This is a genomic window from Pseudonocardia thermophila (genome assembly GCF_900142365.1).
In the GTDB taxonomy this organism is placed as follows: domain Bacteria; phylum Actinomycetota; class Actinomycetes; order Mycobacteriales; family Pseudonocardiaceae; genus Pseudonocardia; species Pseudonocardia thermophila.
In genome coordinates this window covers 43,919-67,442 of sequence record NZ_FRAP01000006.1, presented here as the reverse complement: position 1 = coordinate 67,442, position 23,524 = coordinate 43,919, and the positions used below count along the sequence as shown (strand labels likewise).

Sequence of the window (23,524 nt, the reverse complement as noted above, 5' to 3'; positions counted from 1 at the left end):
GTCGCGTGACGACCGTTGCGCCCGCCGACACCGTCGCGAACGCCGCCGCGACCCCCGACCAGCCGCAGCCCTACCGGGAGCTGGGCCTGAAGGACGACGAGTACGCCCGCATCCGGGAGATCCTCGGTCGCCGGCCCACCGACGCCGAGCTGGCGATGTACTCGGTGATGTGGAGCGAGCACTGCTCGTACAAGTCGTCGAAGGTGCACCTGCGCTACTTCGGCGAGACGACCACCGAGGAGATGCGGGCCCGGATGCTCGCGGGCATCGGTGAGAACGCCGGAGTGGTCGACATCGGTGACGGCTGGGCGGTCACGTTCAAGGTCGAGTCGCACAACCACCCCTCGTACGTGGAGCCGTACCAGGGCGCCGCGACCGGGATCGGCGGCATCGTGCGCGACATCCTGGCGATGGGGGCGCGCCCGATCGCCGTCGCCGACCCGCTGCGGTTCGGCCCGGCGGACGCCCCGGACACCCGGCGCGTGCTGCCCGGCGTGGTGGCCGGCATCGGCGGCTACGGCAACTCGCTCGGCCTGCCGAACATCGGTGGCGAGGTCGTCTTCGACCGCTGCTACGCGGGCAATCCGCTGGTCAACGCGCTGTGCGTGGGCGCGATGCGCAAGGAGGACCTGCACCTGGCGCACGCGTCCGGCGTCGGCAACAAGATCATCCTGTTCGGTGCCCGCACCGGCCTCGACGGCATCGGCGGCGTGTCCGTCCTGGCCAGCGAGACGTTCTCCGACGAGGGCGGACCCGGGCGCAAGAAGCTGCCGAGCGTGCAGGTCGGCGACCCGTTCACCGAGAAGGTGCTCATCGAGTGCTGCATGGAGCTCTACCGCGCCGGCCTCGTGGTGGGCATCCAGGACCTGGGCGGGGCGGGCCTGTCCTGCGCCACGTCCGAGCTGGCCAGCGCGGGCGACGGCGGCATGCACATCAACCTCGACGCCGTGCCGCTGCGGGCCGCGGGGATGACCCCGGCGGAGATCCTGTCCAGCGAGTCCCAGGAGCGCATGTGCGCCGTGGTCCGCCCCGAGCACGTGGACGAGTTCCTGGCCGTCTGCCGCAAGTGGGACACGCTCGCCACCGTCATCGGCGAGGTGACCGACGGCGACCGGCTCGTCATCACCTGGCACGGTGAGGTGGTCGTCGACGTGCCGCCGCGCACCGTCGCCCACGACGGCCCCGTCTACGAGCGGCCGATCGCCCGCAGCGCTGCGCAGGACGAGCTGGTGGCGAACGCCCCGGACGACCTGCCGCGGCCCGCCGACCTGCGCGCGGAGATCCTGCGCATGGCGGCCTCGCCGAACCTGTGCAGCCGGGCGTGGGTCACCGACCAGTACGACCGCTACGTGCGCGGCAACACCGCCGCCGCCCAGCCCGCCGACGCCGGCGTGGTCCGCGTCGACGAGGAGACCGGGCGCGGCATCGCCGTGTCGACCGACTGCAACGCCCGCTTCGTCGCGCTCGACCCGTACGCCGGTGCCCAGTTGGCGCTCGCCGAGGCCTACCGCAACGTCGCGACGTCCGGGGCCGTGCCGGTGGCCGTCACCGACTGCCTCAACTTCGGCTCGCCCGAGGACCCCCACGTCATGTGGCAGTTCCAGCAGGCCGTGCACGGGCTGGCCGACGGCTGCGCGCAGCTGGGCATCCCGGTGACCGGCGGCAACGTGAGCTTCTACAACCAGACCGGGGCCACCGCGATCCTGCCCACCCCGGTGGTCGGCGTGCTGGGTGTGCTCGACGACGTCGCGACGCGGATCCCCATCGGGTTCCGCCGGTCGGGCGACACCGTGATCCTGCTCGGCGAGACCCGCGCGGAGCTGGGCGGCAGCGAGTGGGCCCACGTGGCGCACGGTCACCTGGGCGGCCGCCCGCCCGCGGTCGACCTGGCGGCCGAGCAGCGGCTGGCCCGGCTGCTCGCCGGGGCCAAGGCGCTGTTCACCGGTTCCCACGACCTGTCCGACGGCGGGCTGGCCCAGGCTCTGGTCGAGTCCTGCCTCATCGGGGGGACAGGTGCATCCGTCACCCTGCCCGGTGACGATGCGTTCATCGCGCTGTTCTCGGAGTCCGCGGCCCGGGTGCTCGTCACCGTCGCCTCGGAGCAGGCCGAAGCGGCCCTCGCCGCGGCGGCGGAGGCCGGGGTGCCGGCCCGGGTGCTCGGCACGACCGGAGGCACCGCGCTGGTGATCGACGGCGTCGGCGAGCTGCCGCTCGACGAGCTGCGCACCGCGTGGGAGTCGACCCTCCCCGCGCTCTTCGGATGACGGCCGACTCGCTCGCCCCGGTGCTGGCCTGGCTCGACGGTGGACCGGAGCCGGAGCGGTCCGTGCTGCGTGCGGCGGTGAAGGAGAGCCTCGCGGCGCTCGCCGCCGCCGTCCCGGGGCGCAGTGTGGAAGTCCGGGTTCCGCCGTGGGGAGCAGTGCAGTGCGTCGAAGGGCCGCGGCACACCCGGGGGACTCCGCCGAACGTGGTCGAGACCGATCCACGGACCTGGCTCGCCCTCGCGACGGGCCGGATGAGCTGGTCCGATGCGCTCGCCCAGCGGAAGGTGTGGGCCTCCGGACCGCGGGCCGGGGAGGTCGCCGCTCACCTTCCGTTGCTGTGACATCACTCGATCCGACTACTGTGAGCCATCGGATGTAGCCACCCGGTAGAGTGAAGAGCCACTCGTCGAGGTGGCGTATCAGCATTCCCACGACCACACTTGGCCCTTTGGACCCCTCGATCGGGCGAGAGGCAGGTGGCGTGACGCACATCCACGACATGACCGACGCGCCGTCCTTCCGCATGCCGCAATCCCCGATGCCGCGCGTGGCCACCGAACGCCTCGCCCGGCTCGCGGCGCGGTGGGACGCCGTCCTCCCGGGTGAGCACTCCGCTCGGGCGAGTCGGTTGGAGTCGTTGCTGCGCCGGATCGCCGCAGCCGTCCGGACGGAGCCCTTCACATCTGCGAGGGGGCGCGCCATCGGCGCCGACCTGTTCGCCTACGGCGTCGTGGAGGGCATGGAGGATCCGGAGGACGTGCTCGCCACGAGCCTCACGCTGCTGCGCGCCGAGGAGTGGGTCCTGCTGGGCACCGTCGACCGGACCGGGAGCAGCCGGCTGGCCGCCGTGCTCGCCGAGGTCGCCGCCGGCTTCGCCCGCGCCTACGGCGAGGCGGGCGCCGACACCCCGAGCACCGATCCGCTCGCCGACGGGATCGACGAGTGGTGCTACCGCGCCGGGTTCGAGCAGGCCGCCCACTGCATCGGGCTGGTCTCCCTCGACGAGGGCACGCTCGTCGGCAACCCCGCGCTGCGCAAGCTGTTCGGGATCAACGGGACCGACGTCCCGTTCACCGACTTCGTGCACCCCGACGACCTCGCCGAGGTGCTGCGCCTGCACCAGCGGCTCATCAGCGGCGAGTCGGAGGTCGTACGGGCCGACGTGCGGCTGGTGCGCCCCGATCTGTCCGTGTTCTGGGCGCACGTCATCGCCTCGATGATCCGCCGTGAGGACGGCGCACCGGCCTACGTCCAGACGCTCGTCGAGGACATCACGGAGCGCCAGTCCCGGGTCGCGCGGCTCGTCCACGCAGCGGGCCGGGACCAGCTCACCCAGCTGCCCGGGGAGGCGCAGGCCGAGAAGTGGCTGCACCGCGCGTTCCACGGCGGGTCGCGGACGGTGGGGCTCTGCGTCGTCGATCTCGACGGGTTCTCCACGTTGGTCGACACGCTCGGCTCCGCGGGCGCCGACCGGCTGCTCATGGCCGTCGCCGGGCGGATGCAGCTGGTGGCGGGCCAGCACCTGCTCACCCGGGCGGGCGCCGACCAGTTCCTGGTGCTGATGGCCGATCCCGAGAACCGGTGCGAGCCGGTGCAGCTGGCCGACCGGCTCCTCGACGCGCTCTCGGTGCCGTTCATGATCGGAGACCGGCCGGTCGGCGTCACCGCCAGCATCGGTGTTGCGTACTCCGCCACGGCCAGCACCACCGCGGCCGAGCTGACCCGCGCCGCCGAGGTGGCCTGCTCCTGGGCCCGCTCGATGGGCGGCGGGCGGCGCGTCGAGTTCGACCATCGCCGCGACGCCGGGGAGGCCAAACGGTTCGCCCTGCTCTCCGGCCTGCGCGGGGCGATCGGCCGCGGCGAGTTCCGCCTCGCCTACCAGCCGCTGGTGTCGATGGACTCCCGGGTCCTGCGCGGGGCGGAGGCGCTGGTGCGCTGGCAGCACCCCGACGAAGGGCTGATCGGGCCGGGGCGGTTCATCGAGCTCGCCGAGCAGAGCGGCGCGATCGTCCCGCTCGGCCGGTGGGTGCTGGAGGAGGCCTGCGCCCAGGCCGCGCGCTGGTGGCACGAGCTGGGCGACGACGCGCCCTACGTCAGCGTGAACGTCTCCCCGGTGCAGCTCGCCTCCCCGGACTGGATCGACGACGTCATCGACATCCTGGCGACCACCGGGTTGCCGCCGGCGAAGCTGCAGCTGGAGATCACCGAGCAGGCCGTGCTCGTCGACGAGGCCACCGCGCTGGCGTCGTTGACCGCGCTCTCCGAGACCGGGGTCCGGGTCGCTCTCGACGACTTCGGCACCGGCTACTCGAGCTTCTCCTGGCTGCGCCGGCTGCCGGTGCACATGCTCAAGATCGACGGATCGTTCATCAAGGGGCTGCGCGAGCCCTCGCCCGACCGCGTCGACCGCTCGATCGTCAAAGCGCTGATCGACATGGCGCACGCGCTGGAGCTGGAGGTCACCGCCGAGTGGGTGGAGACGCCCGTCCAGGTGCGCCGGCTCACGGAGCTGGGATGTGACGTCGGCCAGGGCCGGTGGTTCGGTGACCCTGGTCCCGGTCAGTGGGTTCCGAGCGAGTTCCGGCGTAGGCTCAGCACGTGACGTGCGCCGACGACGCGCGCGGTCACTGACCAGCTGCCGTCTCCAGGAGCGTGTCGTGCGCCCGAGTTCCGACCGGAACCGCCACCTCGACGACGATCTCGACAGCAACCACGATCTGGATGTCTCAGCCGATCCCGGGCCACGGGAGGAGTGCGGGGTCTTCGGCGTGTGGGCGCCGGGTGAGGACGTGGCCAACCTCACCTACTACGGCTTGTACGCGCTGCAGCACCGCGGCCAGGAGTCGGCCGGCATCGCTGTGTCCGACGGCCGGCGCATCGTGGTGTTCAAGGAGCTCGGCCTGGTCAGCCAGGTCTTCGACGAGCAGACGCTCTCCTCGCTGCGCGGCCACCTCGCCGTCGGGCACTGCCGCTACTCCACCACCGGCTCGTCGGTGTGGGAGAACGCCCAGCCCACGTTCCGCACCACCGCGGCGGGCAGCGGCATCGCGCTCGGCCACAACGGCAACCTCGTCAACACCGCCGAGCTGCGCGACGAGGTCGCCCAGCTGGTGGCCTCCGGTGCCGCCCAGCAGTCGAAGATCGCCGCCACCACCGACTCCGATCTGCTCACCGAGATCCTCGCCGCCACCGCGGCAGACGTCGGCCTGGAGGAGGCAGCCACCCGCTTCCTGCCGCGGGTGCGCGGCGCCTACTCGTTGGTGTTCGCCGACGAGCAGACCCTCTACGCCGCCCGCGACCCGCACGGCGTGCGCCCGCTGGTGCTCGGCCGGCTGGAGCGCGGCTGGGTGGTCGCCAGCGAAACCGCGGCCCTCGACATCGTCGGCGCTTCGTTCGTGCGCGAGGTCGAGCCCGGCGAGCTGCTGGCCATCGACGAGGACGGGCTGCGCAGCACCCGCTTCGCGAGCCCCGAGCCGAAGGGCTGCGTCTTCGAGTACGTCTACCTGGCCCGCCCGGACACGACGATCGCCGGCCGCTCCGTGCACGCCGCCCGCGTCGAGATCGGCCGCAGGCTCGCCCAGGAGCACCCCGTCGACGCTGATCTCGTGATCCCCGTACCGGAGTCCGGCACCCCGGCCGCGATCGGCTACGCGCAGGGCTCCGGCATCCCCTACGGCCAGGGCCTGGTCAAGAACCAGTACGTCGGGCGCACCTTCATCCAGCCCAGCCAGACCATCCGCCAGCTCGGCATCCGGCTCAAGCTCAACCCGCTGCGCGAAATCATCCGCGGCAAGCGCCTGGTCGTCGTCGACGACTCGATCGTGCGCGGCAACACCCAGCGGGCGCTCGTGCGCATGCTCCGCGAGGCCGGCGCCGTCGAGGTGCACGTGCGGATCGCGTCCCCGCCGGTGCGCTGGCCCTGCTTCTACGGCATCGACTTCGCCACCCGCGCCGAGCTGATCGCGAACAACCTCGACGAGGAGGGCGTGCGGCGGTCGATCGGGTGTGACACGCTGGGCTACGTCTCCGTCGAGGGGATGGTGGCGGCGAGCGAGCAGCCGCGCAGCCGGCTGTGCGCCGCCTGCTTCGACGGCGACTACCCGATCCCGCTGCCCGACGCGGCCCGCCTCGGCAAGCACCTGCTGGAGCTGTCGCCGTCGGTGCCGACGGCGTCCGGGGCGGAGTCCGGCGATCCCGGACCGCTCTCGGTCGGCTCAGGCGCGGTCGACGCGCTGCGCCGGTCCTGACCCCCAGCTCCCCACACGCAAGGAGTGACCGCACCGCCATGTCACCGTCCACGCCGGAGGGCCCCGGGGCGAGCTACGCCGCCGCCGGGGTCGACATCGACGCCGGTGAACGCGCCGTCGACGCGCTGCGCCCGTACGCCGAGAAGGCGTCGCGGCCGGAGGTGCTCGGCGGCATCGGCGGGTTCGCCGGGCTCTTCGCCGTCAAGCTGAACAAGTACGTCGAGCCCGTCCTCGCCTCCTCCACCGACGGCGTGGGCACCAAGGTCGCGATCGCCCAGGCCATGGACAAGCACGACACGATCGGGCTCGACCTGGTCGCCATGGTCGTCGACGACCTCGTCGTCTGCGGTGCCGAACCGCTGTTCCTGCAGGACTACATCGCCATCGGCAAGGTCGTCCCGGAGAAGATCGCCGCGATCGTCAAGGGCATCGCGGAGGGTTGTCAGCAGGCCGGCTGCGCCCTGCTCGGCGGTGAGACGGCCGAGCACCCCGGGTTGATGGACGAGGGGGGCTACGACATCTCCGCCACCGGCGTCGGCATCGTCGAAGCGAGCAAGATGCTGCGCCCGGAGAACGTCCGCCCCGGCGACGTGCTCGTCGCGCTCGGCTCGTCCGGCCTGCACTCCAACGGCTACTCGCTCGCCCGGCACGTGCTGCTGGAGATCGCGCGGATGCCGCTCGGCGGACAGGTCGAGGAGTTCGGGCACACCCTCGGCGAGGAACTGCTCATCCCCACCCGCATCTACGCCAAGGACTGCCTCACGCTGGCCGCCGAGACCAGCGTGCGCACGTTCGCGCACATCACCGGGGGTGGGCTGGCCCGCAACCTCGAGCGCGTCCTCCCGCCCGGCCTGGAGGCCGTCGTGGAGCGCAGCTCCTGGACCCCGGCGCCCGTGTTCAAGCTCATCGCCGCCCGCGGCCGCGTGGAGCGCGCGGAGATGGAGAAGACGTTCAACATGGGCGTCGGTATGGTCGCGATCCTCCCGGCCGACGACGTCGACCGCGCCCTCGCCGTCCTCACTGCCCGCCACGTGCCCGCGTGGGTGCTGGGCGAGGTCCGCAGGGCGACGAAGGACACCGACGGCACGCCGGGGGCCCGGGTGCAGCTGGTGGGCGAACACCCGCGCTTCTGAGGCTCCCCGCCGGGCGAGTCCCGCGTCTCGCCCGGCGGGTCGCGCGTACGGCCTACTCGAAGTCGGCCGGGGTGAACGGCTTCGGCTCGACGAGGACCATCCAGTTGCCGGAGTTGTCACGGGCGACGGCCTCCACGCCGTACGGCCGGTCCTGCGGTGGCTGGATGAACTCCACGCCCTTCTCCCGCAGCTCCTCGTAGGTCTTGCGGCAGTCGTCGACGTGCATGCCCAAGCCGAACATGTCGCCGGCGTCCTGGGCGCGCTTGATCGCGGCGACCATGTCGTCCGGGATCGGCGGGCCGGGCTCGGTGAGGTGGACCTGCAGCTCCGGCTGGGTCGCCGAGCGCACGGTGCACCACCGGTACCCGTCGCCGAGGGTGATGTCGGTGTGCTCGGAGAACCCGAGGACGTCGGTGTAGAACTCCTTCGCGGCGTCGACGTCCTTCACGAACACGCTGACGATGGACACTGCGGTGATCATGCGTGGGACGCTACGGCTGCCGCGGCTCCGCCCGCTTCTCCGCACTTGCGCTGTTGCGGCGCTCCGCCAGCCCCCACATGAACACGAAGCAGCCCGGGATGCGCGGGGCGCCCGCGGCGGCCCAGCGACGCTGGAACTCGCTGGGGGACTCGCCGACCAGCTCCCGGAACCGACTGCTGAACGAGCCCAGGCTGGAGAACCCGACTGCGCAGCAGACCTCGGTCACCGTGAGGTTGGTGGCGCGCAGCAGGTCCTGGGCGCGCTCGATGCGCCTGCGGGTGAGGTGCGCCGCGGGGGAGACCCCGTAGGTGGCGGTGAAGAGCCGCTGGAAGTGGTACTTGCTGATCCCGGCGACGGCCGCGACCGACTCCAGGTCGAGCGGTTCGGTGTAGTGCCGGTCGATGTGGTCGCGGGCGCGTCGCAGGTGCACCAGGAGGTCGCCCGGGACCCTGCGGGTCGGAGCGCTCATCGCCCCGAGTGTAGGGCGGGTCAGCCGTCGGTGCGCAGCATCGGCGGGTGCAGGCTCGTGGCCGGTCCGCGCCGGAACAACTGAGCCGGGCGGCCGCGGCCGCTGCTGACCCGTTGCTGCGTCGGGATCAGGAAACCGGGCGTGCTGGTGACCTTGCGCTGGAAGTTGCGCGGGTCGATCGTCACGCCCCACACCGCCTCGTAGACCTTCCGCAGCTGCGAGACCGTGAACTCGGGCGGGCAGAACGCCGCGGCGAGCGTCGTGTACTCCAGCTTCGCGCGGGCCCGTTCCACGCCGGCGGCGAGGATCGTGTCGTGGTCGAACGCGAGCCCCTTCACGTCGGCCACCGGGTACCAGGCACTCGGTGCACCGCCCGGGCCAGCCTGTGGATCGGGCAGATCGGGGACGAGCGCGAGGTAGCCCACCGACAGCACTCGGCCGCGCGGATCGCGCCCCGGAGCGGCGAAGCTGGCGAGCTGCTCCAGGTGGTGCGAGGTGAGCGTCAGCCCGGTCTCTTCGACGAGCTCGCGCGTCGCGGTGTCCGTGAGGTCCTCGTGCGGCAGCACGAAGCCGCCCGGCAGCCCGAGCTGTCCCTCGAACGGTGGGACGGTGCGCTCGACCAGCAGTGTCACCAGTTCCCCCGCGCGGACCGTCAGCACCACCAGGTCGACGGCCACGGCGAAGAGGTTGCCTCGCATCCTCGTCATCCTGACGTCAGTCATATCGTCGGGATGACGATATACCGGACGGGTCCGCGGAGATCGACAGCGGTCCGCCGCTCGGGGCGGTCATCGGCCAGGCGGCGCCGCGCGGCGTGACGAACGTCTCATCGTCCTCTGCCGTCGACTGCCGACCGATGTGGACCGTCGACGACCGTGCAGCGCTCGACCCGGGTGCGACCCGCGCCGTCAGTTCGACGGGCGGGGCTGCTGCGCCCGGTGCGCCCCGGTCTGCCGGAGGTGCTCCGCCAGCGCGGCCTGGACCGCGGCGTGCACGGCGGCGGCGTTGACGTTGGGATCGATCGCCCGCGCAGCGGCGAGGGACCGCGACGACACGGCGATGCTGATCATCTCCACCTCCCGGGATGGGCCGCCGGAGCGTCAGTCGTGACGCTCCGTTCACGTGCGGGTAATCGAATCAACGAGTCGGAACGTGTCACCAGTGGGTGAGATCTGACTCACGTCCGTGCTCGTCGATGCGCTGCCGTTCGCTCGGATGAGCGAACGGCAGCGCACCACCCGTCACGAGAAGGTGGAGATGCCGGACTCGCCTCGACTACCGACGGTTGCTGTTGCTGTCGTCCTCGTAGTCAGCAGGCGCATAGGGGTCGTCGTACTCGTCCCCGGTCTCGTCCTGGCGGAGAACCGACCCGCTGCTGCTCAACTCCCGCTGAAGCGCGTCCAGGTCCATCTTGGGGGTGCTGTACTTGAGCTCGCGGGCCACCTTCGTCTGCTTGGCCTTGGCTCGTCCGCGCCCCATGGCTGGTCCCCCTTACACAGGGAAGGGGCGGCCGTAGTTATCGGCGGCCCCGTTCATCTCATCAATGTCCTGACACCACCGTACCTTGCGGACGGCCATGTGTGCGACGCGGCATCGGCACTACGGCCCCGTGGATTGCGACACGCGCCGATCGGGTGACGGGGGTGGGCTGGCACGATCGTCGACCGTGCCGGTGCCGATCCTGTCCTACCTGCGGGTCTACGAACCCCTGCGGGTCTTCCAGGGTGCCGCCGGCGACGCGGTGCGCGAGGCGTACGAGCGCGGGCCCGTCGACGCGACGGCGGCGGGCGCGCTGGAGCGGGAGCTCGCCCTGCGCGCCGTGCTGCGGGAGCGGGTGCTGCCCGAAGGGCGGGTCGAGGTGCTCGCCACCACGTGGCCGGACGGGGTGGCGCGCGTGTGCCCGCTGGATCTGCGCCCGCGGGCCGGTGCCGCGCTCATCGCGTTCCTCGACTCGGTCACACCGCTGCTGGCCGCGTCGGCGTTGCCGATCCCGGTGCGGACGGCGCGCCGGCTCGCCGAAGCCGCGATCGCCGAGATCGGCGACGGCGCCGCGCACGTGGTCTCGGCCGGCTGGACGGTGCCGCTGCCGTGGTTCGTGCTCGTCGAGCAGGACCAGCGCCAGGTGCAGCGGGAGCCCCGGCGGGTGTGGTGGACCGTGTCGATGACCGACGCGCGGGAACGCGTCGATCTCGCCGAGACGGTGATCCGCGAGACACTGGGCGAGTCCCCCACCGGTGACGGCCCCGCCGAGGTGCTCGCCGAGACGGGCAACTGGCTCGACCGGTTCGCCGACGACGCCGTCGTCGAGCTGGACTACGGCGGCATCGCGACCGTGCTGACCGACGAGGAGCTGGCGGCGGACCGGTCGGCCGAGCACGCCGCGGCGGCCCTGGAGGCTCTCGTCGACGGCGAGGCCGAGGCGGCCGCGGAGGCCTACGCGGCCCTTCAGGACTTCTGGACGGAGGTCGCGGCGCGCGAACGCGCGTCCTGACGCCCGCCGGCCAGCGCGAGGCGTGCGAGCAGGGCCACGACGGCCCCGCACGCGAGCATCGCCGGCCAGCCCGCGGCGTGCGCGATGACGCCGCCGACCATCGGCCCGACCGCGGCGGAGACGAACGCGGCCGTGTTCGACACGGCCATGGCGGTGGCCGCCCGCCCCGGCGGGGCGAGCTCGCCCGCGGCGGCGTACACCAGCCCGTTCCAGCTCGCCGAGATCGCCACGGCCGGCACGAGCACGATCACGAACAGCGCCGCGGGCCCGGGTTCGAGCGCGGCGGCGAGGGCGAACGCGGCGGCGACGACCACGGCGGTGATCCGCAGCGGGCCCAGGCGGCTGCCCACCTGGTCCGACCAGAGCCCGCTGCTCAGCCGGCCGACCACGCTGAGCGCCTGCACGCCGGCGAGGACCGCGGCCGCGACGGCGGGGCTGAACCCGGCGCTGTCGTGCAGCAGCTCCACGAGGAACGTCAAGCCCATGGACTGCGGGATCACCAGGGAGAACGCGGCCACGGAGAGCAGCAGCAGGCGCCGGTTGCGCAGCACCACGCTGAACCCCGCGCGCTCAGCCGTTCCGCGGGCAGGCGAGCCGGGCGGCTCGGTCACCCAGATCGCGACGGCAACGGCGGCGACCGCGCAGAAGCCCCCCAGCGCGGCGAACGCGGCCGGGACCCCGGCGGTGTCGGCCAGGCCCGGCAGGACGAGCGCCGCGAGTCCGCCGCCCACCGGCACCGCCGTCTGGCGGATCGACATCGCGAAGCCGCGGCGCTCGGCGGGGAACCACGTGAGCACGGCCCGGCCGCTGGCGGAGTTGACCGAGGCGCCGCTCGCGCCGGCCAGGGCGAGCAGCAGACCCACGGCCGCCGGGTTCGGCACGACGGCGGCGGCGCCGAGCGCGATCGCAGCACCGAGCAGGCCCACGGTCATCACGCCGCGCTCGCCGAACCGGTCCGCCGCGGAGCCCCACGCGATCAGCGTCAGGACCAGCCCGAGCGCGATCGTGCCGAGCAGGGTCCCGACCCCGGGCAGGTCCAGGCCGAAGTGCACGCGCAGGGCCGGGGTGATGGAGGCGAGGCCGAGGAAGTACGCGGAGGTCGCCGCCTGCGCGGCCGCCCCGACGGCGAGCACCACCCAGCGATAGCGATCCGGTCGGGGCATGTCCCGGACGCTACGCCGGGCTCCCGGCGTGCAGGTAGGTCTCCCGGATCATGAGAGACGGGCGTCGCACGGCCGCGGGTCGCATATCCCGGCCGGCGAGTCCAGCACGTCGTCGGGCGAGTCCCGCGACTGGGCCGGCGGGTCGCGCGACTGGGCAGGTGAGGCGTGCGTTCCTCGTCGTCGGGCGGGGCTCGGACTCGCCGAGCTCGACCTCCGTACTCGCGCACCGCGGGACCGAGCGCCCCGCCCTGCCGACCGGGGGCAGGACTCGCGCGGCTGCTCGCCGGACTCACCCGGCCGACTCACCTGGACGGGACGCGCGACTCGCCTGGACGGGACGCGCGACTCACCGCCCTGACGCGCGACTCACCGCCCTGACGCGCGACTCGCGCGGCCGTTCGCTGGACTTGCCCGGACGGGACGCGGGACTCGCTCGCCGGGCGTCAGCGCAGGCCGCCCCGCAGCTGAGCGGCGCGGCCGGGCGGGGGCTCGCCCGGGTCGGCGGGCATCGAGTCGGGGTCGATGCGGGCCGGGGCGGCCCGGTCGCCCTCGCCCGCGACGAGGTCCGCTTCGGCCGGGGTGTTCCGCTTGACCAGCGCTGACGCGATCGGGCCCAGCTCGTGGTGCTGCACCACGGTGCCGACGCGGCCGATCACCCGGCCATCGCGCAGCACCGGGTCGCCGGGCACCGGCAGCTCTTCGTCGCCTGCGTCGAGCAGCAGCAGCACCCGCATGCGCGGCGGGCGGCCGAGGTTCGCCACCCGGGCGACCGTCTCCTGGCCGCGGTAGCAGCCCTTCGACAGGTGCACCGCCGATCCGATCCAGCCGACCTCGTGCGGGATCGTTCGCTCGTCCGTGTCGAGGTGCACCCGCGGCTGCCCAGCCTCCACCCGCAGCGCCTCGAACGCGATCGTCCCGGCGGGGCGGGCGCCGGCGTCGGACAGCCGGATGAACCAGCTCTGCGCCTCCGCCCGCGGCACGACGATCTCGGCCGCGTCCGGGCCCGGCCACGGCATCCGCAGCACGAACCCGCCGCCGGACAGCCCGGTGGCGGCCAGCGGGCGCTCCGGCACGGGCAGGCCGGCCTCGCCGAGCACACCGGCGGTCTCCGGCCCGACGACGTCGAGCACAGCGAGCTCAGCGGTCGCGTCGCGCAGCTCGACCTTCGACCAGAAGACCATCTTGCGCAGGTAGTCGAGCAGCTCCGGCACGTCGCCCGCCTCGGTCACCAGCGCGACGGCCTCAGCCACGTGCGCCATGACCATGTGGTGCAGCACCCGTCCGTTGGCGTCGAGGATCAGCGCCTCGGTGCCCGTGTCGGCCGGCAGCTCCGCCACGTGCTGGGTGACGAGCAGGTGCAGCCAGGACAGCCGGTCTTCGCCAGAGACGAGAATCACACCGCGGTGACTGCGGTCGACGACGGCCGCCGAACGGGCCATCGCCCGCTGCTCCGCGAGCGGATCGCCGCGGTGCGCCGGGACACCGGCGTCCATGTCGTGTGCGGGCAGTGTCACGATTCCGACCTCGTTCCGTCCTGACAGTCGCGGCACGTGCCGGACAACGCGACGTGCGTGGCGTCCAGTTCGAACCCGGACGATTCGCGGAGCTGTTCGGCGAGCCCCGACAACAGCTCCGTGGGGACCTCGGTGACCTCGCCGCAGGCGTGACACACCAGGTGGACGTGCTGGTGCTCGCGTTCCGAGTAGGTCGGCGCCCCGTGCCCGAGGTGGGTGTGCCGGACCAGCCCGAGGCTCTCCAGGAGGTCCAGCGTGCGGTAGATCGTGGTGATGTTGACCGGTGCCTGTTCCTGCACCCGGCTGCAGATCTGCTCGGGTGTGGCGTGGCCGAGCACCCGGACCGCGTCGAGGACGAGCTGCCGCTGCGGGGTCATGCGCAGCCCTCGCTCCCGGAGGGTCGTGCGCAGCGAGGTGTCCACAAGGCGATGGTAGGCCCGGCACCGGAACCGGACGAACGGCGCGACGATCGGTATGCTCGCTACTCGCGACGGCGCGGCCCTGGTTCCCGCGATCATGGAGGGTAGTCGATGACGAACGACGGGGGCGGCTCCGGCGCGCCGCGGTTCGACGTCGTCCTCCGCGGTTACGACCGCCGTCAGGTCGACGAGCACGTGGCCCGGCTGCAGCGGATCATCGGCCGGCTGCGGGCGGACCTCGAGGCGGTGCGCAGCCAGCCGTTGCCGATCGTCTCGCCCGCGCAGGCCGGCATCCCCGCGAGCGACCCCAACGGCAACCCGTCGGCCGCCCGGCCCGGCGAGCCCGACGTCGTCGGGACGTTCAGCGACCGCATGCAGAGCATCCTGCAGGCCGCGGAGGAGGAGGCGGCCGAGATCCGCCGGAAGGCGCACGAGACCGCCCGCTCCGAGCTGCAGGCCGCACGCGCCGAGGTGGCCGACCTGGTCCGCCAGCGCGACATCATGATCACCGAGCTGAACCGGCTGCGCGGCCAGCTGGAGAACATGCTCAGCGCGCCGACGGCGAAGATGGCGCCCGTCATACGGAACGGCAGCCCGTCGCCGACCCGCCGGGACGGCAAGCCGCGCCCGTCGCCCACGCCGCGCTCGGCTCCGTCGCCGATCGCTCGGCAGGCGCCGACCGGCCCGCAGCAGGCCCCGGCCGACCCGAACGTCACGGCCGCCGCACCGGCGGTCCCCGAGCCCGTTCCCGCGAACGGTGCGGCGGTCCCGCACGGCACCAACGGCGCGCTCCGCAACGGTTCGGCGGATCCGGCTCCGCCGACGGCGGCCGTCACGGTCGCCGACACTGCCCCGCCGGCCGAGCAGAACCGGGCAGGCGGCAAGGAGGACCCGTCGAGCGTGGACGTCACGGTGAAGGTCGCCGCGGTGCGGCCCGAGGCCGAGCGCGCCGCCGAGAAGCCGAGCGAAGCCGAGGCTCACTCATCGTCACGATCCGGGTGAACCTGGTAGCACTGCGTCATCGCCGCTGAGTACGCTGCCAAGCCATGTCATGGCTTCCGTCGACGGGCGTGCTGGTCGCGCTCGCTGTCGGCGCCGCCGTCCTGCTGATCCTGGCCGGCGTGACCGTCGTGGTGCTGCGGCGGCGGGCTCGGCGGGACGCGGCACGGCCGACCGCGCAGGCCGTCGCGGCCTCCGCGCCGGCCACGCCCGAGCCGGTCCCCGAGGCCCGGGCCGAACCCGTCCCGGTAGCGCCCGACATCGCCGGATCCAGCGCCCCGCTGGCCGCTGCGCTGTCCCGAGCGCTCGCCAAGCGCCCCGCCCCGCGCGGCGACGCCCGTGACCGGCTGCTCGCCGTGCTCCTCGACGACCCGGTTCGCACCGTCGGCGCCGCGGCCGCGCTGGAGGCCAGCTCGGCGCAGCTGTCCCGGCTCAGCGAGGCCCTCTCGCACGAGCGCAGCGTGGTGCGCGAGCACCTCGCCAAGCTCGCCGCCGCCGGGCTGGAGCCTGATCAGCTGGCGTCGCTGTCCGGGCTGCCCGCCGCCGAGGTCCGGGCCCTGCTCTCCCGCTGACTCACGCCGCCGGCTCGGTCACCCGGTAGGCGCCGATGTAGCCGTCCGGGCGCACCTCGACGACCGTGCCCGGGGCGGCCCCGTAGGCGCGGTGCGCGTGGCCGTCGACGTCCACCAGCGCCCCGGGGACCGTGGCCCCGGCCGGCGCGATCGACCACGAGTGCGGCCCTGCCGGGGCAGCTACACCGAACGCCAGCGTGGTCGCGTGCGGCCCGCGGAACAGCTCGAACAGCCGCACCGGAGCGCCGTCCGCGGTCCGCAGCGGTGCGTCGGGCGCGCGGTCGCCGACGAAGACGGTTCCGGCCGACGCGGGCGCGGTGCGGTAGGTGATGCCGAGTTGGCTGGTCTCCGCGCCGCGCTCGTGCGCGTTCTCCGCGCCGTCGGTGTAACGGCGCATGATCCGCGTGGACAGCTCCAGCACTTCCTGCGCGACGCGCCGCCGCTCGGCCTCGTACGTGTCGAGCAGTGCGGAGTCGCCCGAGGCGAGCTTCCATCCGAGGTTGTACGCGTCCTGCACGCCCGTGTTGAGGCCCTGGCCGCCGGTCGGCGGGTGCACGTGCGCGGCGTCGCCGGCGAGGAACACCCGTCCGACGCGGAACTGCGCGGCGAGCCGCACGTTCGGCCGCCACACCGTGCACCAGGTGAGGTTGCGCAGCCGGATGTCGGTGCGCCCGGACGCGCGGTCGAGCAGCGCCTGCAGCCCCTCCAGGGTCGGCTCGCCATCGAGCGGCGCGGCGAACTGGAACTGGTCGGTGCCCGGTAGCGGGCTCAGTACGACGCCTTCCCGCGGTTTCGCCGGATCGCCGAACCAGTGCACGTGCTCGCGGTCCAGCGCGTCCGCGGACACGTCGCCGATCAGCATGCGGATCGACTCGTCCGTCACGCCGACGAACGGCACCCCGAGCGCCTTGCGGACGGTGCTGCGGCCGCCGTCGGCGCCGACGAGGTGATCCGCTCGCACGGTCTCGGTACCGCGAGCTGAGGTGAGGATGGCGGTGACGCCGTCGGTGTCCTGCTCGAAGGCGACCAGCGCCGTGCCGAACTCGACCGTGCCGCCCAGCTCGGCGAGTCGGGCGCGCAGGATCTCCTCGGTCCGGGACTGGCCCAGCATCAGTCCGTTCGGGTACGGCACGTCCGGCCGCGGCTCGCTGATCTCGCCCATGTGCTTCTCGAAGAGCACGTCGTGCCCGCGGTAGGCGCGGATCGGCTTGGGCAGCTCACCCGCGGCCAGCACGGCGTCGAGCACGCCGAGGTCCTCGAACACCTCCAGCGTGCGCGGCTGCAGGCCGTCGCCGCGGGAGCCGGTGAACGGTGTCTCGGCCTGGTCGACGAGGCGGACGTCGACGCCGCGGCGGAGGAGGTCGATGGCGAGGGTGAGCCCGGTCGGGCCGGCCCCGGCGATGAGCACCTGCATAGTGACGCTCCATTCAGTGAAAATAGATTCGGTGAATTGGAGTTCAGGATGCCGGTGGGTACGGTCTGCTGTCAAGGAGGTGCCGGGGTGACCACGAGCCGTAAGGAGCGCGCGGCCGAGACCGAGGCGGCGCTGAAGGCCGCGGCCCGCCGCGTCTTCGCCGAGCGCGGCTGGACCAACACCAAGATCACCGACATCACGTCGGCCGCCGGTCGGGCCGCCGGCTCGTTCTACAACCACTTCCCCAGCAAGGAGGCGCTGCTGCGGGCGCTGCTGACCGACGTGCTCGCCGAGGGCGACGCGATCTCCCAGGAGCCCGAGCACAGCACGGACTTCACCGACCGCGAGGCCGTGCGCTTCCACGTCGCGTCGTTCTGGCGGTTCTACCGCAAGCACCTGCCGGTGATGGTGGCGCTGCGCGAGGCCACGCAGTCGGATCCGGAGCTGCGCAGCCTGGTCCAGCAGCTCACCCGGGAGGACGGCCTGCACATGCAGGAGCACCTCGAGACCGTCCGCAACCTGCCCGGGGAGCCGCGCCTGGTGGTCTCGGCGATGAACGCGCTGCTCGAGCAGTTCGCGTGGACGTGGCTCGCCGCGGGCGGGGACGGCAGCGGCCCACCACCCAGCGACGAGGAAGCGATCGAGCTGCTCACCACCATGCTGCACAGCGGCATCGCGGGCAGGGGGTGAGAGCCAGCTGAACGCGACGAACGGCACTTTCGTGAGCAGCGGTGCTCACGGAAGTGCCGTTCGTGGGGATTCGGGGCGGGCTGTCACCCCGCGATGCGGCTCAGCCGCGCGGAGAGGTGCGGCTGCATGGTCTGGCCCATCATCGCCCGCTCGTCGACGTAGGCCAGGTCTCCGCCCTCGACGATGCCGTACAGCCGCTGCGACGCGGCGACCTCCTTCGCCGAGCCGGTGCGCAGCACTGCGTCGGAGGCGAACTCCCACGACGTGAGGTTGCGGGCCCTGCCGTAGAGGACCTCGGCGATGCCGGTGTTGTGGATGATCAGCACTTCCAGCTCGCCGTTCGGCTGCGGTCGCCAGAACCCGGACTCACGGGCTGCCGGACGCACGACCTCCCCGTCCGGGCCGAGGATCCACGAGCGGGACTCGTAGGCGATGAACGGCCGGCCGTCGTGGGAGAACACGATCTGCTGGCCGAACGTGAACGGCCCGTCGATCGTCGGGTAGACCGCCTCGCCCGCGCCGCGCCACACCCCGATGAGGGGCAGCAGGCCCACGCAGGCCTCGTGCAGGTCCGGTCCCTCTCGCAGGTTCGCCGTGTCGTCCGGGATCGGCAGGTCCTCGAAGCGCGGCCGGTTGCGCTGCGGGGCGTCCGGCGCGGCGTTCGTCGGCTTCGGCAGGGACCCGGGGGCGTCGGGATCGGTCATGCCTGCGGCTCCTCACCGGCGGGCGGAACGGCCGGTTCCAGGGTGAACAGCCGGCGCAGGAGGAAGCCCGTGTAGGCCGCCGTCCCGGCGCCGGCCACGATCAACAGACCGGTGTACAACCACTGCACGCAGGCACCCTACTGGCCGCGCCACCACGCGGTGCCGCGCACCAGCGCCAGGTAGCCCATGCGCCGGTAGATCCCCACCCCGTCGTCGCTGGCCAGCAGCACCGCGGGCAGCTCAGGTGCGGCCAGCGTCGCCGCCCACACGGCCGCCGTGCCGGCGCCGCGGCCGCGCAGGTGCGGCAGTGCGGCCACCGCTTCGACGTCGACGACGCCGTGACCGACGTGGGCCATCGCCGTCGCGGCCGGTTCCCCGTCCACGGTGGCTAGGAAGAACCGCGTCGGCCCACCGAGCAGATCCGCCGGCGTGGGGGAGTGGGGCACGGGATACCCGGCGGACAGCACGCGGTCGAACACCGCGAGGCCCGCGCCGTCCGGCACCTCGGTGACCGCCACCCCGGGCGCCGGGCGTGGAGCGCGCCCACCGGGCGGCCGCACCATCAGCGGCGGGTGCCCCATCAGCTCCAGGACCGGCAGCCGCGCCGCCGGCGCCGGGCTGATCAGCAGGAACACCCCGCCGAAGAACCCGGTGATCTCATCGACCGCCGCCGGGTCGACCGGCCCGATCACCGTCGCCACGTTGTGGAACGGGTTCGCCGCACCCGCGTCGGCCAGCACCAGCCCCGGCCCGCGGCGCACCTTCCCGCCCGCGGCCTCGGCGAGCGCGGCCGCGCGATCGGCCATCACCCGCATCGCGGCCAGCGCGATGGTGTCGGCCGACGGCGTGTCGTCCTCCCACCCGGTCCGCAGCATCAGCGCTCCAGCCGGTAGAAGCGGAACATCTCGTGCTCGATCGGCAGCACCGCGACCCCGGCGAACCCGGCCTCGGCGGCGTACCGGCGCACGGTGTCCGGGCGCATCACGGTGCCCGTCGCGGCCGAGTCCGGCTCGCCGCGGCCGGCGGGCAGGCAGTGCAGCACGCTCGCCGCGTAGCAGAACCGCTCGACGTCGTCGCCGGGCACGGTGAACTCCTCGGCCACCCGCTCGTCCATGACGACGACGGGGCCGGTCGTGATCCGGCGGGCTGCGGCGAGCGCGGCCACCGGGTGGGCGAGGTCGTGCAGCACCTCGAACGCGAACACGGCGTCGTAGCTGCCCTGCACCTCGGCCACGTCGGCGACGGTGAACCGGACCCGGTCGGCCACCCCGGCCGCCTCGGCGTGCCGGCGGGCCGCCTCGATCGACGGCGGATCGGCGTCGAAGCCCTCGACCCGCACGTCCGGGTACCCGGCGGCCAGCGCGATCGCCGCCCACCCCTCGCCGCAGCCGAACTCGGCGACGACGGCGCCCGCGCGCAGCCGCGCGTCCACGTCGGGCAGCTGCGGCAGCCATTCCTGCACCAGCAGGTTCGCGAACACCGGCCGGTTCAGCGCACCCTGCGCGTGCTGCACCCCGTAGTCACCGAACGGCACGCCCGCCCCGGTGCGGAACGCCTCCTGCAGGGCGGGCATCACGCGGCCGATCGCCTCGACGAACTCGCCGAGCCGCACCAGGTACGCCGGGCTCAGCTCGTCGATCAGCACGGCCTCGCTGCCCGGCAGCAGCGCGTACCGGCGCTCGTGCGGTGCCGCGGCGGCATCGTCGACGGCGATGAGCCCGGCAACGGCCTGCTGCTCGCACCACTCCCGCACGTAGCGCTCGTCGGTCCCGGTCGCGGCGGCCAGCCCGGTCGCGGTGACGGGGCCCTCGGCGAGCGCTCGGTACAGGCCGAGCCGGTCGCCGAGCAGCGCGGTCGTCAGCTCGAACGCCCCGATCCCGGCCGTGAACAGCCGCCCGGCGAGCTGCTCGGCCACGGACACGTCGGTGGTGGTCATGGGGACTCCTTCCCGAGGTTCGAATCGGTCACCCGGGAAGGCGCCACGGCGGCCGTAGCGGTGCTACAGGACCCAGTCGACGGGCCGTTCCGGGTCGTAGCGGCAGTGCGTCCCGGTGCGCACCGAGGCCCGCAGGTGGCGGCCCAGTTCGGGGTGCACGGCCGCGATCCGTTCACGGGCCAGCCGGATCCGGTTGCCGACGGCCTTGCGGACGCGCTCGTCGTCGGTTCCGGTGCTGCGGACCCGCCCGCCGCGGCCGGTCACCGCGGAGAGCTGCCGCAGGAGCGCGGCTCGCTCGGCCGCCGCGGCGGTGTCCCCGTCGTCGGCGGCGTCGGCAAGCGCGGCCAGGCGGCGCCGGTAGGCGTCGATCGCGGTGCGGTCGGCCAGCTCCAGCCGCACCGCGACCACCGGACGGGTCCCGGCCAGCTCGTGCGCCGCCACGTCGACGCCGGGTCGGGCGAGCAGCACGGCGAGATCGTGCATGCCCTTGCTGTCGCGCAGCACCACGGTGCGGCCGGCGAACCCGATCCGCCACCCCTCGCCGTCCCGCTGGAACACCGCTTCCGCCACGGGGACGGGCCGGGACCGCAGTGCGATCACCGCGCCGACCCCACTCCCGGCCACGGCGTCGGCGGCCGCCGCGGTCTCGCGGTGGGCGCGGGCCGCGCCGGGATCGCCGAGCAGGTCGGCGAGCGCAGCGAGGTGGCCCGCCACGCAGCCCCACGTGCCGGCGAGGATGCCCTCGATCGCGAACAGGTCGGCGTAGGGCTCCAGCACACGGCGGAGACGAGCGGCCGCCTGCCGGTCCCCGATCAGCACGGCCACCTGCGCGCTCTGCACCATCTCGGGCAGCCACTCGCTGTCGGCGGGCCCGTCTAGCCGGTGGTCGAGGTAGTCCGCCAGCAGCTCGGCGGCACCGGGTCGACCGCTCGCGGCCCACACGAGCGCCTGCGTGCACCGCGTCGCCGCATCCTCGGGAGCGAGCTCGAAGAACCGGGCGAGGCTCTCCTCGTCGGGCCGCCCCGCCAGGACCGAGAAGATGAACTGCTGCGTCAGCCGAAGCAGCTCGGCGTTGAGGCTGCCCGAGCGGGCGACCAGCGCCGTCAGCTCCGCGACGTGGTCCGCTGGGTCGCGGCCCTGCATGGCGGCGCGCGCGGCCCGCCACAGCGGCACGTACCAGGACAGCCCGGGGCGACGCAGCGGCGCGACGGCCGCGGCGTACGCGTCGATCTCCCGGTCGACGTCCGCCCAGCGCCCCGCCTCCGCCAGCGCGACGACCCGCAGCCGCCTGCCCAGCAGCTCCCGCGGCACGTCCCCGGCCTGCCGCGCTGCCGTCACGATCGCGGAGGCCGCCGCGCGCCGCTCCTCGACGTGCGCGGGCCCGGCGGTCGCGTCGCACAGCGCCGCCAGCGCAGTGGCCAGCGCTGCCGGGTCGGCCAGCCGGCGGGCGACGGCGACGGCCTGCTCAGCCAGCTCGCGCCGCCGTGGTTCGCCGTCGGTGAAGGTCAGCGCCACGGACAGCCGGGCGAGCACGGCGCACCGCAGCACCGAGTCGTGCGGCGGCAGCGCGGCGAGCGCCTCGTCGAGCACCGCGACCCGCCCGGGATCGGTGAGGTCCACCTCGAACCCGGCCGCGCCGCCGGTCAGGCCCAGCGCGGCGGCGGCGAGCAGCTCCGGGTCGCCCGCCCGGCGGGCGTGCTCAGCGGCCGTGGTGAACGCGGTGCGGGCCCGCGGCAGGTCTCCAGCGGCCAGTGCGGCCTCGCCGAGGCGGCACAGCAGCCCGGCCCGCGGCGCCCCGTCGGCGGCGAGGGGGAGCGCCCGGTCGAGGAGCTGGACCGCGTCCTCGTGCGCCGCGGCGGCCGTGGCCGCGTCGGCGGCCGCGACGGCCAGCTCGATCGCCGGACCGGCGTCGGCGGGCTCGCCGGACCGGCGCGCTGCCGTCAGCAGATGGGCCGCCGCCTGCGCGGCCGGCCCGTCCCCGGATCGCCACCGCCGCGTCAGCACGGTCCCGGCCCGCCGGTGCAGGTCCACCCGCTCGGCCGGCGGGGTCCGCGCGGCCAGCGCCTCGGCGACGAGCCCGTGGCAGAACCGGTGCTCGTCCTCCCCGCGGGCGACCAGACCGGCGTTCACGGCGGTGTCGAGCAGCTCGGCGAGCCGGGCGGGGGAGCACCCCACCACCTGGGCGAGCAGGTTGTCGTCGGCGCCGCTCGTGCCGGCCGGGTCGAGCGCCGCGAGCGCCCGCAGCGGCGTCTCCGCACCCTCCGGCAGCCCGTCGAGCCTGCGGTCGAGCACGGCCCGCACCCCGGGCGGGAGCTCACCCGCCGATCCCGTCCCGCGCAGCATGCGCACGATCTCGGCGGCGAAGAACGGGTTGCCGCCGGTCCGCCGGTGCACCGACGCCAGCACGTCGGCCGGCACCTCCTCGCCGGTCGCCTGCTCCAGCGCCGGGCCGAGCGCAGCCACGTCGAGACCGCGCAGCACCACCCGCCGATCGGCGGCCAGGGTGGCCGCGGGCCCCGGTTCCGTGTCCCGGTAGGTGCCCAGCACGACGACGGGCGCGGTGCCGGTGTGCGGCACCAGCGACTCCAGCAGCCGCAGCGACGGTCGGTCCACCCAGTGGAGGTCGTCGAGCACGAGCAGGATCGGCGCGGCCGCCGCCACCGCGGCCCCGACGGCCTCGTGCAACCGGAACCGCGCCAGAGCGGGATCGCCCGGCGGCGCGACGAGCGCGTCGCGGCGGCCCAGGGCGGCGAGCAGCTGCGCCCACGGCCAGTACGGCGCGGTGCCGTCGTCGGCCCGGCACACCGCCCACGCCACCCGCACCCCGCCGGCGCGCAGCGCGGAGGCGACCTCGTGGGCCAGTCGGGTCTTGCCGATGCCGGCGTCCCCGGTGATCAGCGCGACCAGGCCGCGCCCGTCGGCGAGCGCGGCGGCCACGGCCCCGGTGAGCTCCCGGAGCTCCGCGTCGCGCCCGTGCAGCACGCGGGGAGTATTCGACGTCCGCGGTGGCGTGTCGAGCCCTCGCGAG

The 23,524-nt window shown here is 74.0% G+C and carries 23 protein-coding genes; 9 read left to right on the top strand and 14 right to left on the bottom strand.

Features of this window, described 5'->3' with window-relative positions; translation table 11 throughout:
- The first annotated feature begins 5 nt into the window (after positions 1-5).
- From purL to purM, 5 genes are all read left to right on the top strand, one after another.
- Positions 6-2,264, top strand: coding sequence for a phosphoribosylformylglycinamidine synthase subunit PurL (gene purL / locus BUE41_RS09560; RefSeq protein WP_073456675.1), 2,259 nt, complete (start codon positions 6-8; stop codon positions 2,262-2,264).
- Positions 2,261-2,605, top strand: coding sequence for a sterol carrier family protein (locus BUE41_RS09555; RefSeq protein WP_073456674.1), 345 nt, complete (start codon positions 2,261-2,263; stop codon positions 2,603-2,605). Before purL ends, BUE41_RS09555 begins: the two co-directional genes overlap by 4 nt.
- 140 nt (positions 2,606-2,745) lie before the next feature.
- The gene (locus tag BUE41_RS09550) at positions 2,746-4,866 is read left to right on the top strand and encodes a putative bifunctional diguanylate cyclase/phosphodiesterase (RefSeq protein WP_084754658.1); all 2,121 of its coding nucleotides are present in this window, start codon (positions 2,746-2,748) and stop codon (positions 4,864-4,866) included.
- A 115-nt stretch (positions 4,867-4,981) separates the two neighbouring features.
- Positions 4,982-6,511 carry an amidophosphoribosyltransferase gene (purF, locus tag BUE41_RS09545; protein ID WP_073456847.1) on the top strand — a complete coding sequence of 510 codons (1,530 nt, stop codon included), beginning with the start codon at positions 4,982-4,984 and terminating at the stop codon, positions 6,509-6,511.
- Between the two features lie 38 nt (positions 6,512-6,549).
- Entirely contained in the window at positions 6,550-7,644 is a 1,095-nt protein-coding gene (gene purM / locus BUE41_RS09540; RefSeq protein WP_073456673.1) for a phosphoribosylformylglycinamidine cyclo-ligase, read from the top strand.
- Positions 7,645-7,696: 52 nt separating this feature from the next.
- Here the strand turns inward: purM and BUE41_RS09535 are convergent, their stop codons facing one another.
- The 5 genes from BUE41_RS09535 to BUE41_RS09520 all read right to left on the bottom strand — a co-directional run bounded on the left by BUE41_RS09535 (position 7,697) and on the right by BUE41_RS09520 (position 10,073).
- On the bottom strand, positions 7,697-8,125 hold the full coding sequence (locus tag BUE41_RS09535; protein ID WP_073456672.1) for a VOC family protein: 429 nt from the start codon (positions 8,123-8,125) through the stop codon (positions 7,697-7,699).
- Between the two features lie 10 nt (positions 8,126-8,135).
- Entirely contained in the window at positions 8,136-8,594 is a 459-nt protein-coding gene (locus BUE41_RS09530; protein ID WP_073456671.1) for a helix-turn-helix transcriptional regulator, read from the bottom strand.
- A gap of 20 nt (positions 8,595-8,614) precedes the next feature.
- Positions 8,615-9,292, bottom strand: coding sequence for an NUDIX hydrolase (locus BUE41_RS09525; RefSeq protein ID WP_073456670.1), 678 nt, complete (start codon positions 9,290-9,292; stop codon positions 8,615-8,617).
- A 210-nt stretch (positions 9,293-9,502) separates the two neighbouring features.
- Complete coding sequence (locus BUE41_RS30710) at positions 9,503-9,664, bottom strand: hypothetical protein (RefSeq protein WP_159444884.1); 162 nt, start codon at positions 9,662-9,664, stop codon at positions 9,503-9,505.
- 205 nt (positions 9,665-9,869) lie between these two features.
- Entirely contained in the window at positions 9,870-10,073 is a 204-nt protein-coding gene (locus tag BUE41_RS09520; RefSeq protein WP_073456669.1) for a DUF3073 domain-containing protein, read from the bottom strand.
- Between the two features lie 187 nt (positions 10,074-10,260).
- On the opposite strand from BUE41_RS09520, the gene BUE41_RS09515 reads away from it, so the two are divergent.
- Positions 10,261-11,085, top strand: coding sequence for a DUF8083 family protein (locus BUE41_RS09515; RefSeq protein WP_073456668.1), 825 nt, complete (start codon positions 10,261-10,263; stop codon positions 11,083-11,085).
- Here BUE41_RS09515 and BUE41_RS09510 read toward each other — a convergent pair.
- The 3 genes from BUE41_RS09510 to BUE41_RS09500 form a co-directional block, all read right to left on the bottom strand.
- Positions 11,040-12,248, bottom strand: coding sequence for an MFS transporter (locus BUE41_RS09510; RefSeq protein WP_234997122.1), 1,209 nt, complete (start codon positions 12,246-12,248; stop codon positions 11,040-11,042). The genes BUE41_RS09515 and BUE41_RS09510 overlap by 46 nt on opposite strands.
- A 443-nt stretch (positions 12,249-12,691) precedes the next feature.
- Positions 12,692-13,741: a CAF17-like 4Fe-4S cluster assembly/insertion protein YgfZ gene (gene ygfZ / locus BUE41_RS09505; protein ID WP_073456666.1), complete on the bottom strand. Its 1,050-nt coding sequence runs from the start codon at positions 13,739-13,741 to the stop codon at positions 12,692-12,694.
- Positions 13,742-13,758: 17 nt separating this feature from the next.
- Positions 13,759-14,184 carry a Fur family transcriptional regulator gene (locus tag BUE41_RS09500; protein ID WP_073456665.1) on the bottom strand — a complete coding sequence of 142 codons (426 nt, stop codon included), beginning with the start codon at positions 14,182-14,184 and terminating at the stop codon, positions 13,759-13,761.
- Between the two features lie 108 nt (positions 14,185-14,292).
- Here BUE41_RS09500 and BUE41_RS09495 point away from each other — a divergent pair, with 108 nt between their 5' ends.
- Complete coding sequence (locus tag BUE41_RS09495) at positions 14,293-15,183, top strand: DivIVA domain-containing protein (RefSeq protein ID WP_073456664.1); 891 nt, start codon at positions 14,293-14,295, stop codon at positions 15,181-15,183.
- Positions 15,184-15,227: 44 nt separating this feature from the next.
- The gene (locus BUE41_RS09490; RefSeq protein ID WP_143172065.1) at positions 15,228-15,752 is read left to right on the top strand and encodes a hypothetical protein; all 525 of its coding nucleotides are present in this window, start codon (positions 15,228-15,230) and stop codon (positions 15,750-15,752) included.
- A 1-nt stretch (position 15,753) separates the two neighbouring features.
- Here the strand turns inward: BUE41_RS09490 and BUE41_RS09485 are convergent, their stop codons facing one another.
- Positions 15,754-17,166, bottom strand: coding sequence for an FAD-dependent monooxygenase (locus BUE41_RS09485; RefSeq protein WP_073456662.1), 1,413 nt, complete (start codon positions 17,164-17,166; stop codon positions 15,754-15,756).
- An 87-nt stretch (positions 17,167-17,253) separates the two neighbouring features.
- Between BUE41_RS09485 and BUE41_RS09480 the strand changes: the two genes are divergently transcribed.
- Positions 17,254-17,856, top strand: a complete 603-nt coding sequence (locus BUE41_RS09480) for a TetR/AcrR family transcriptional regulator (RefSeq protein WP_234997121.1) — start codon at positions 17,254-17,256, stop codon at positions 17,854-17,856.
- A gap of 83 nt (positions 17,857-17,939) precedes the next feature.
- On the opposite strand, the gene BUE41_RS09475 is transcribed toward BUE41_RS09480, so the two are convergent.
- The 5 genes from BUE41_RS09475 to BUE41_RS32395 form a co-directional block, all read right to left on the bottom strand.
- Positions 17,940-18,560, bottom strand: coding sequence for a heme-binding beta-barrel domain-containing protein (locus BUE41_RS09475; RefSeq protein ID WP_084754653.1), 621 nt, complete (start codon positions 18,558-18,560; stop codon positions 17,940-17,942).
- On the bottom strand, positions 18,557-18,688 hold the full coding sequence (locus tag BUE41_RS32400; protein ID WP_268794458.1) for a hypothetical protein: 132 nt from the start codon (positions 18,686-18,688) through the stop codon (positions 18,557-18,559). Before BUE41_RS32400 ends, BUE41_RS09475 begins: the two co-directional genes overlap by 4 nt.
- A 9-nt stretch (positions 18,689-18,697) precedes the next feature.
- Positions 18,698-19,435: a GNAT family N-acetyltransferase gene (locus BUE41_RS09470; RefSeq protein WP_073456660.1), complete on the bottom strand. Its 738-nt coding sequence runs from the start codon at positions 19,433-19,435 to the stop codon at positions 18,698-18,700.
- A complete protein-coding gene (locus BUE41_RS09465; protein ID WP_073456659.1) occupies positions 19,435-20,496 on the bottom strand; it encodes a class I SAM-dependent methyltransferase in 1,062 nt (353 codons plus the stop codon). Before BUE41_RS09465 ends, BUE41_RS09470 begins: the two co-directional genes overlap by 1 nt.
- A gap of 63 nt (positions 20,497-20,559) precedes the next feature.
- Complete coding sequence (locus BUE41_RS32395; RefSeq protein WP_073456658.1) at positions 20,560-23,478, bottom strand: ATP-binding protein; 2,919 nt, start codon at positions 23,476-23,478, stop codon at positions 20,560-20,562.
- Positions 23,479-23,524 lie beyond the last annotated feature (46 nt).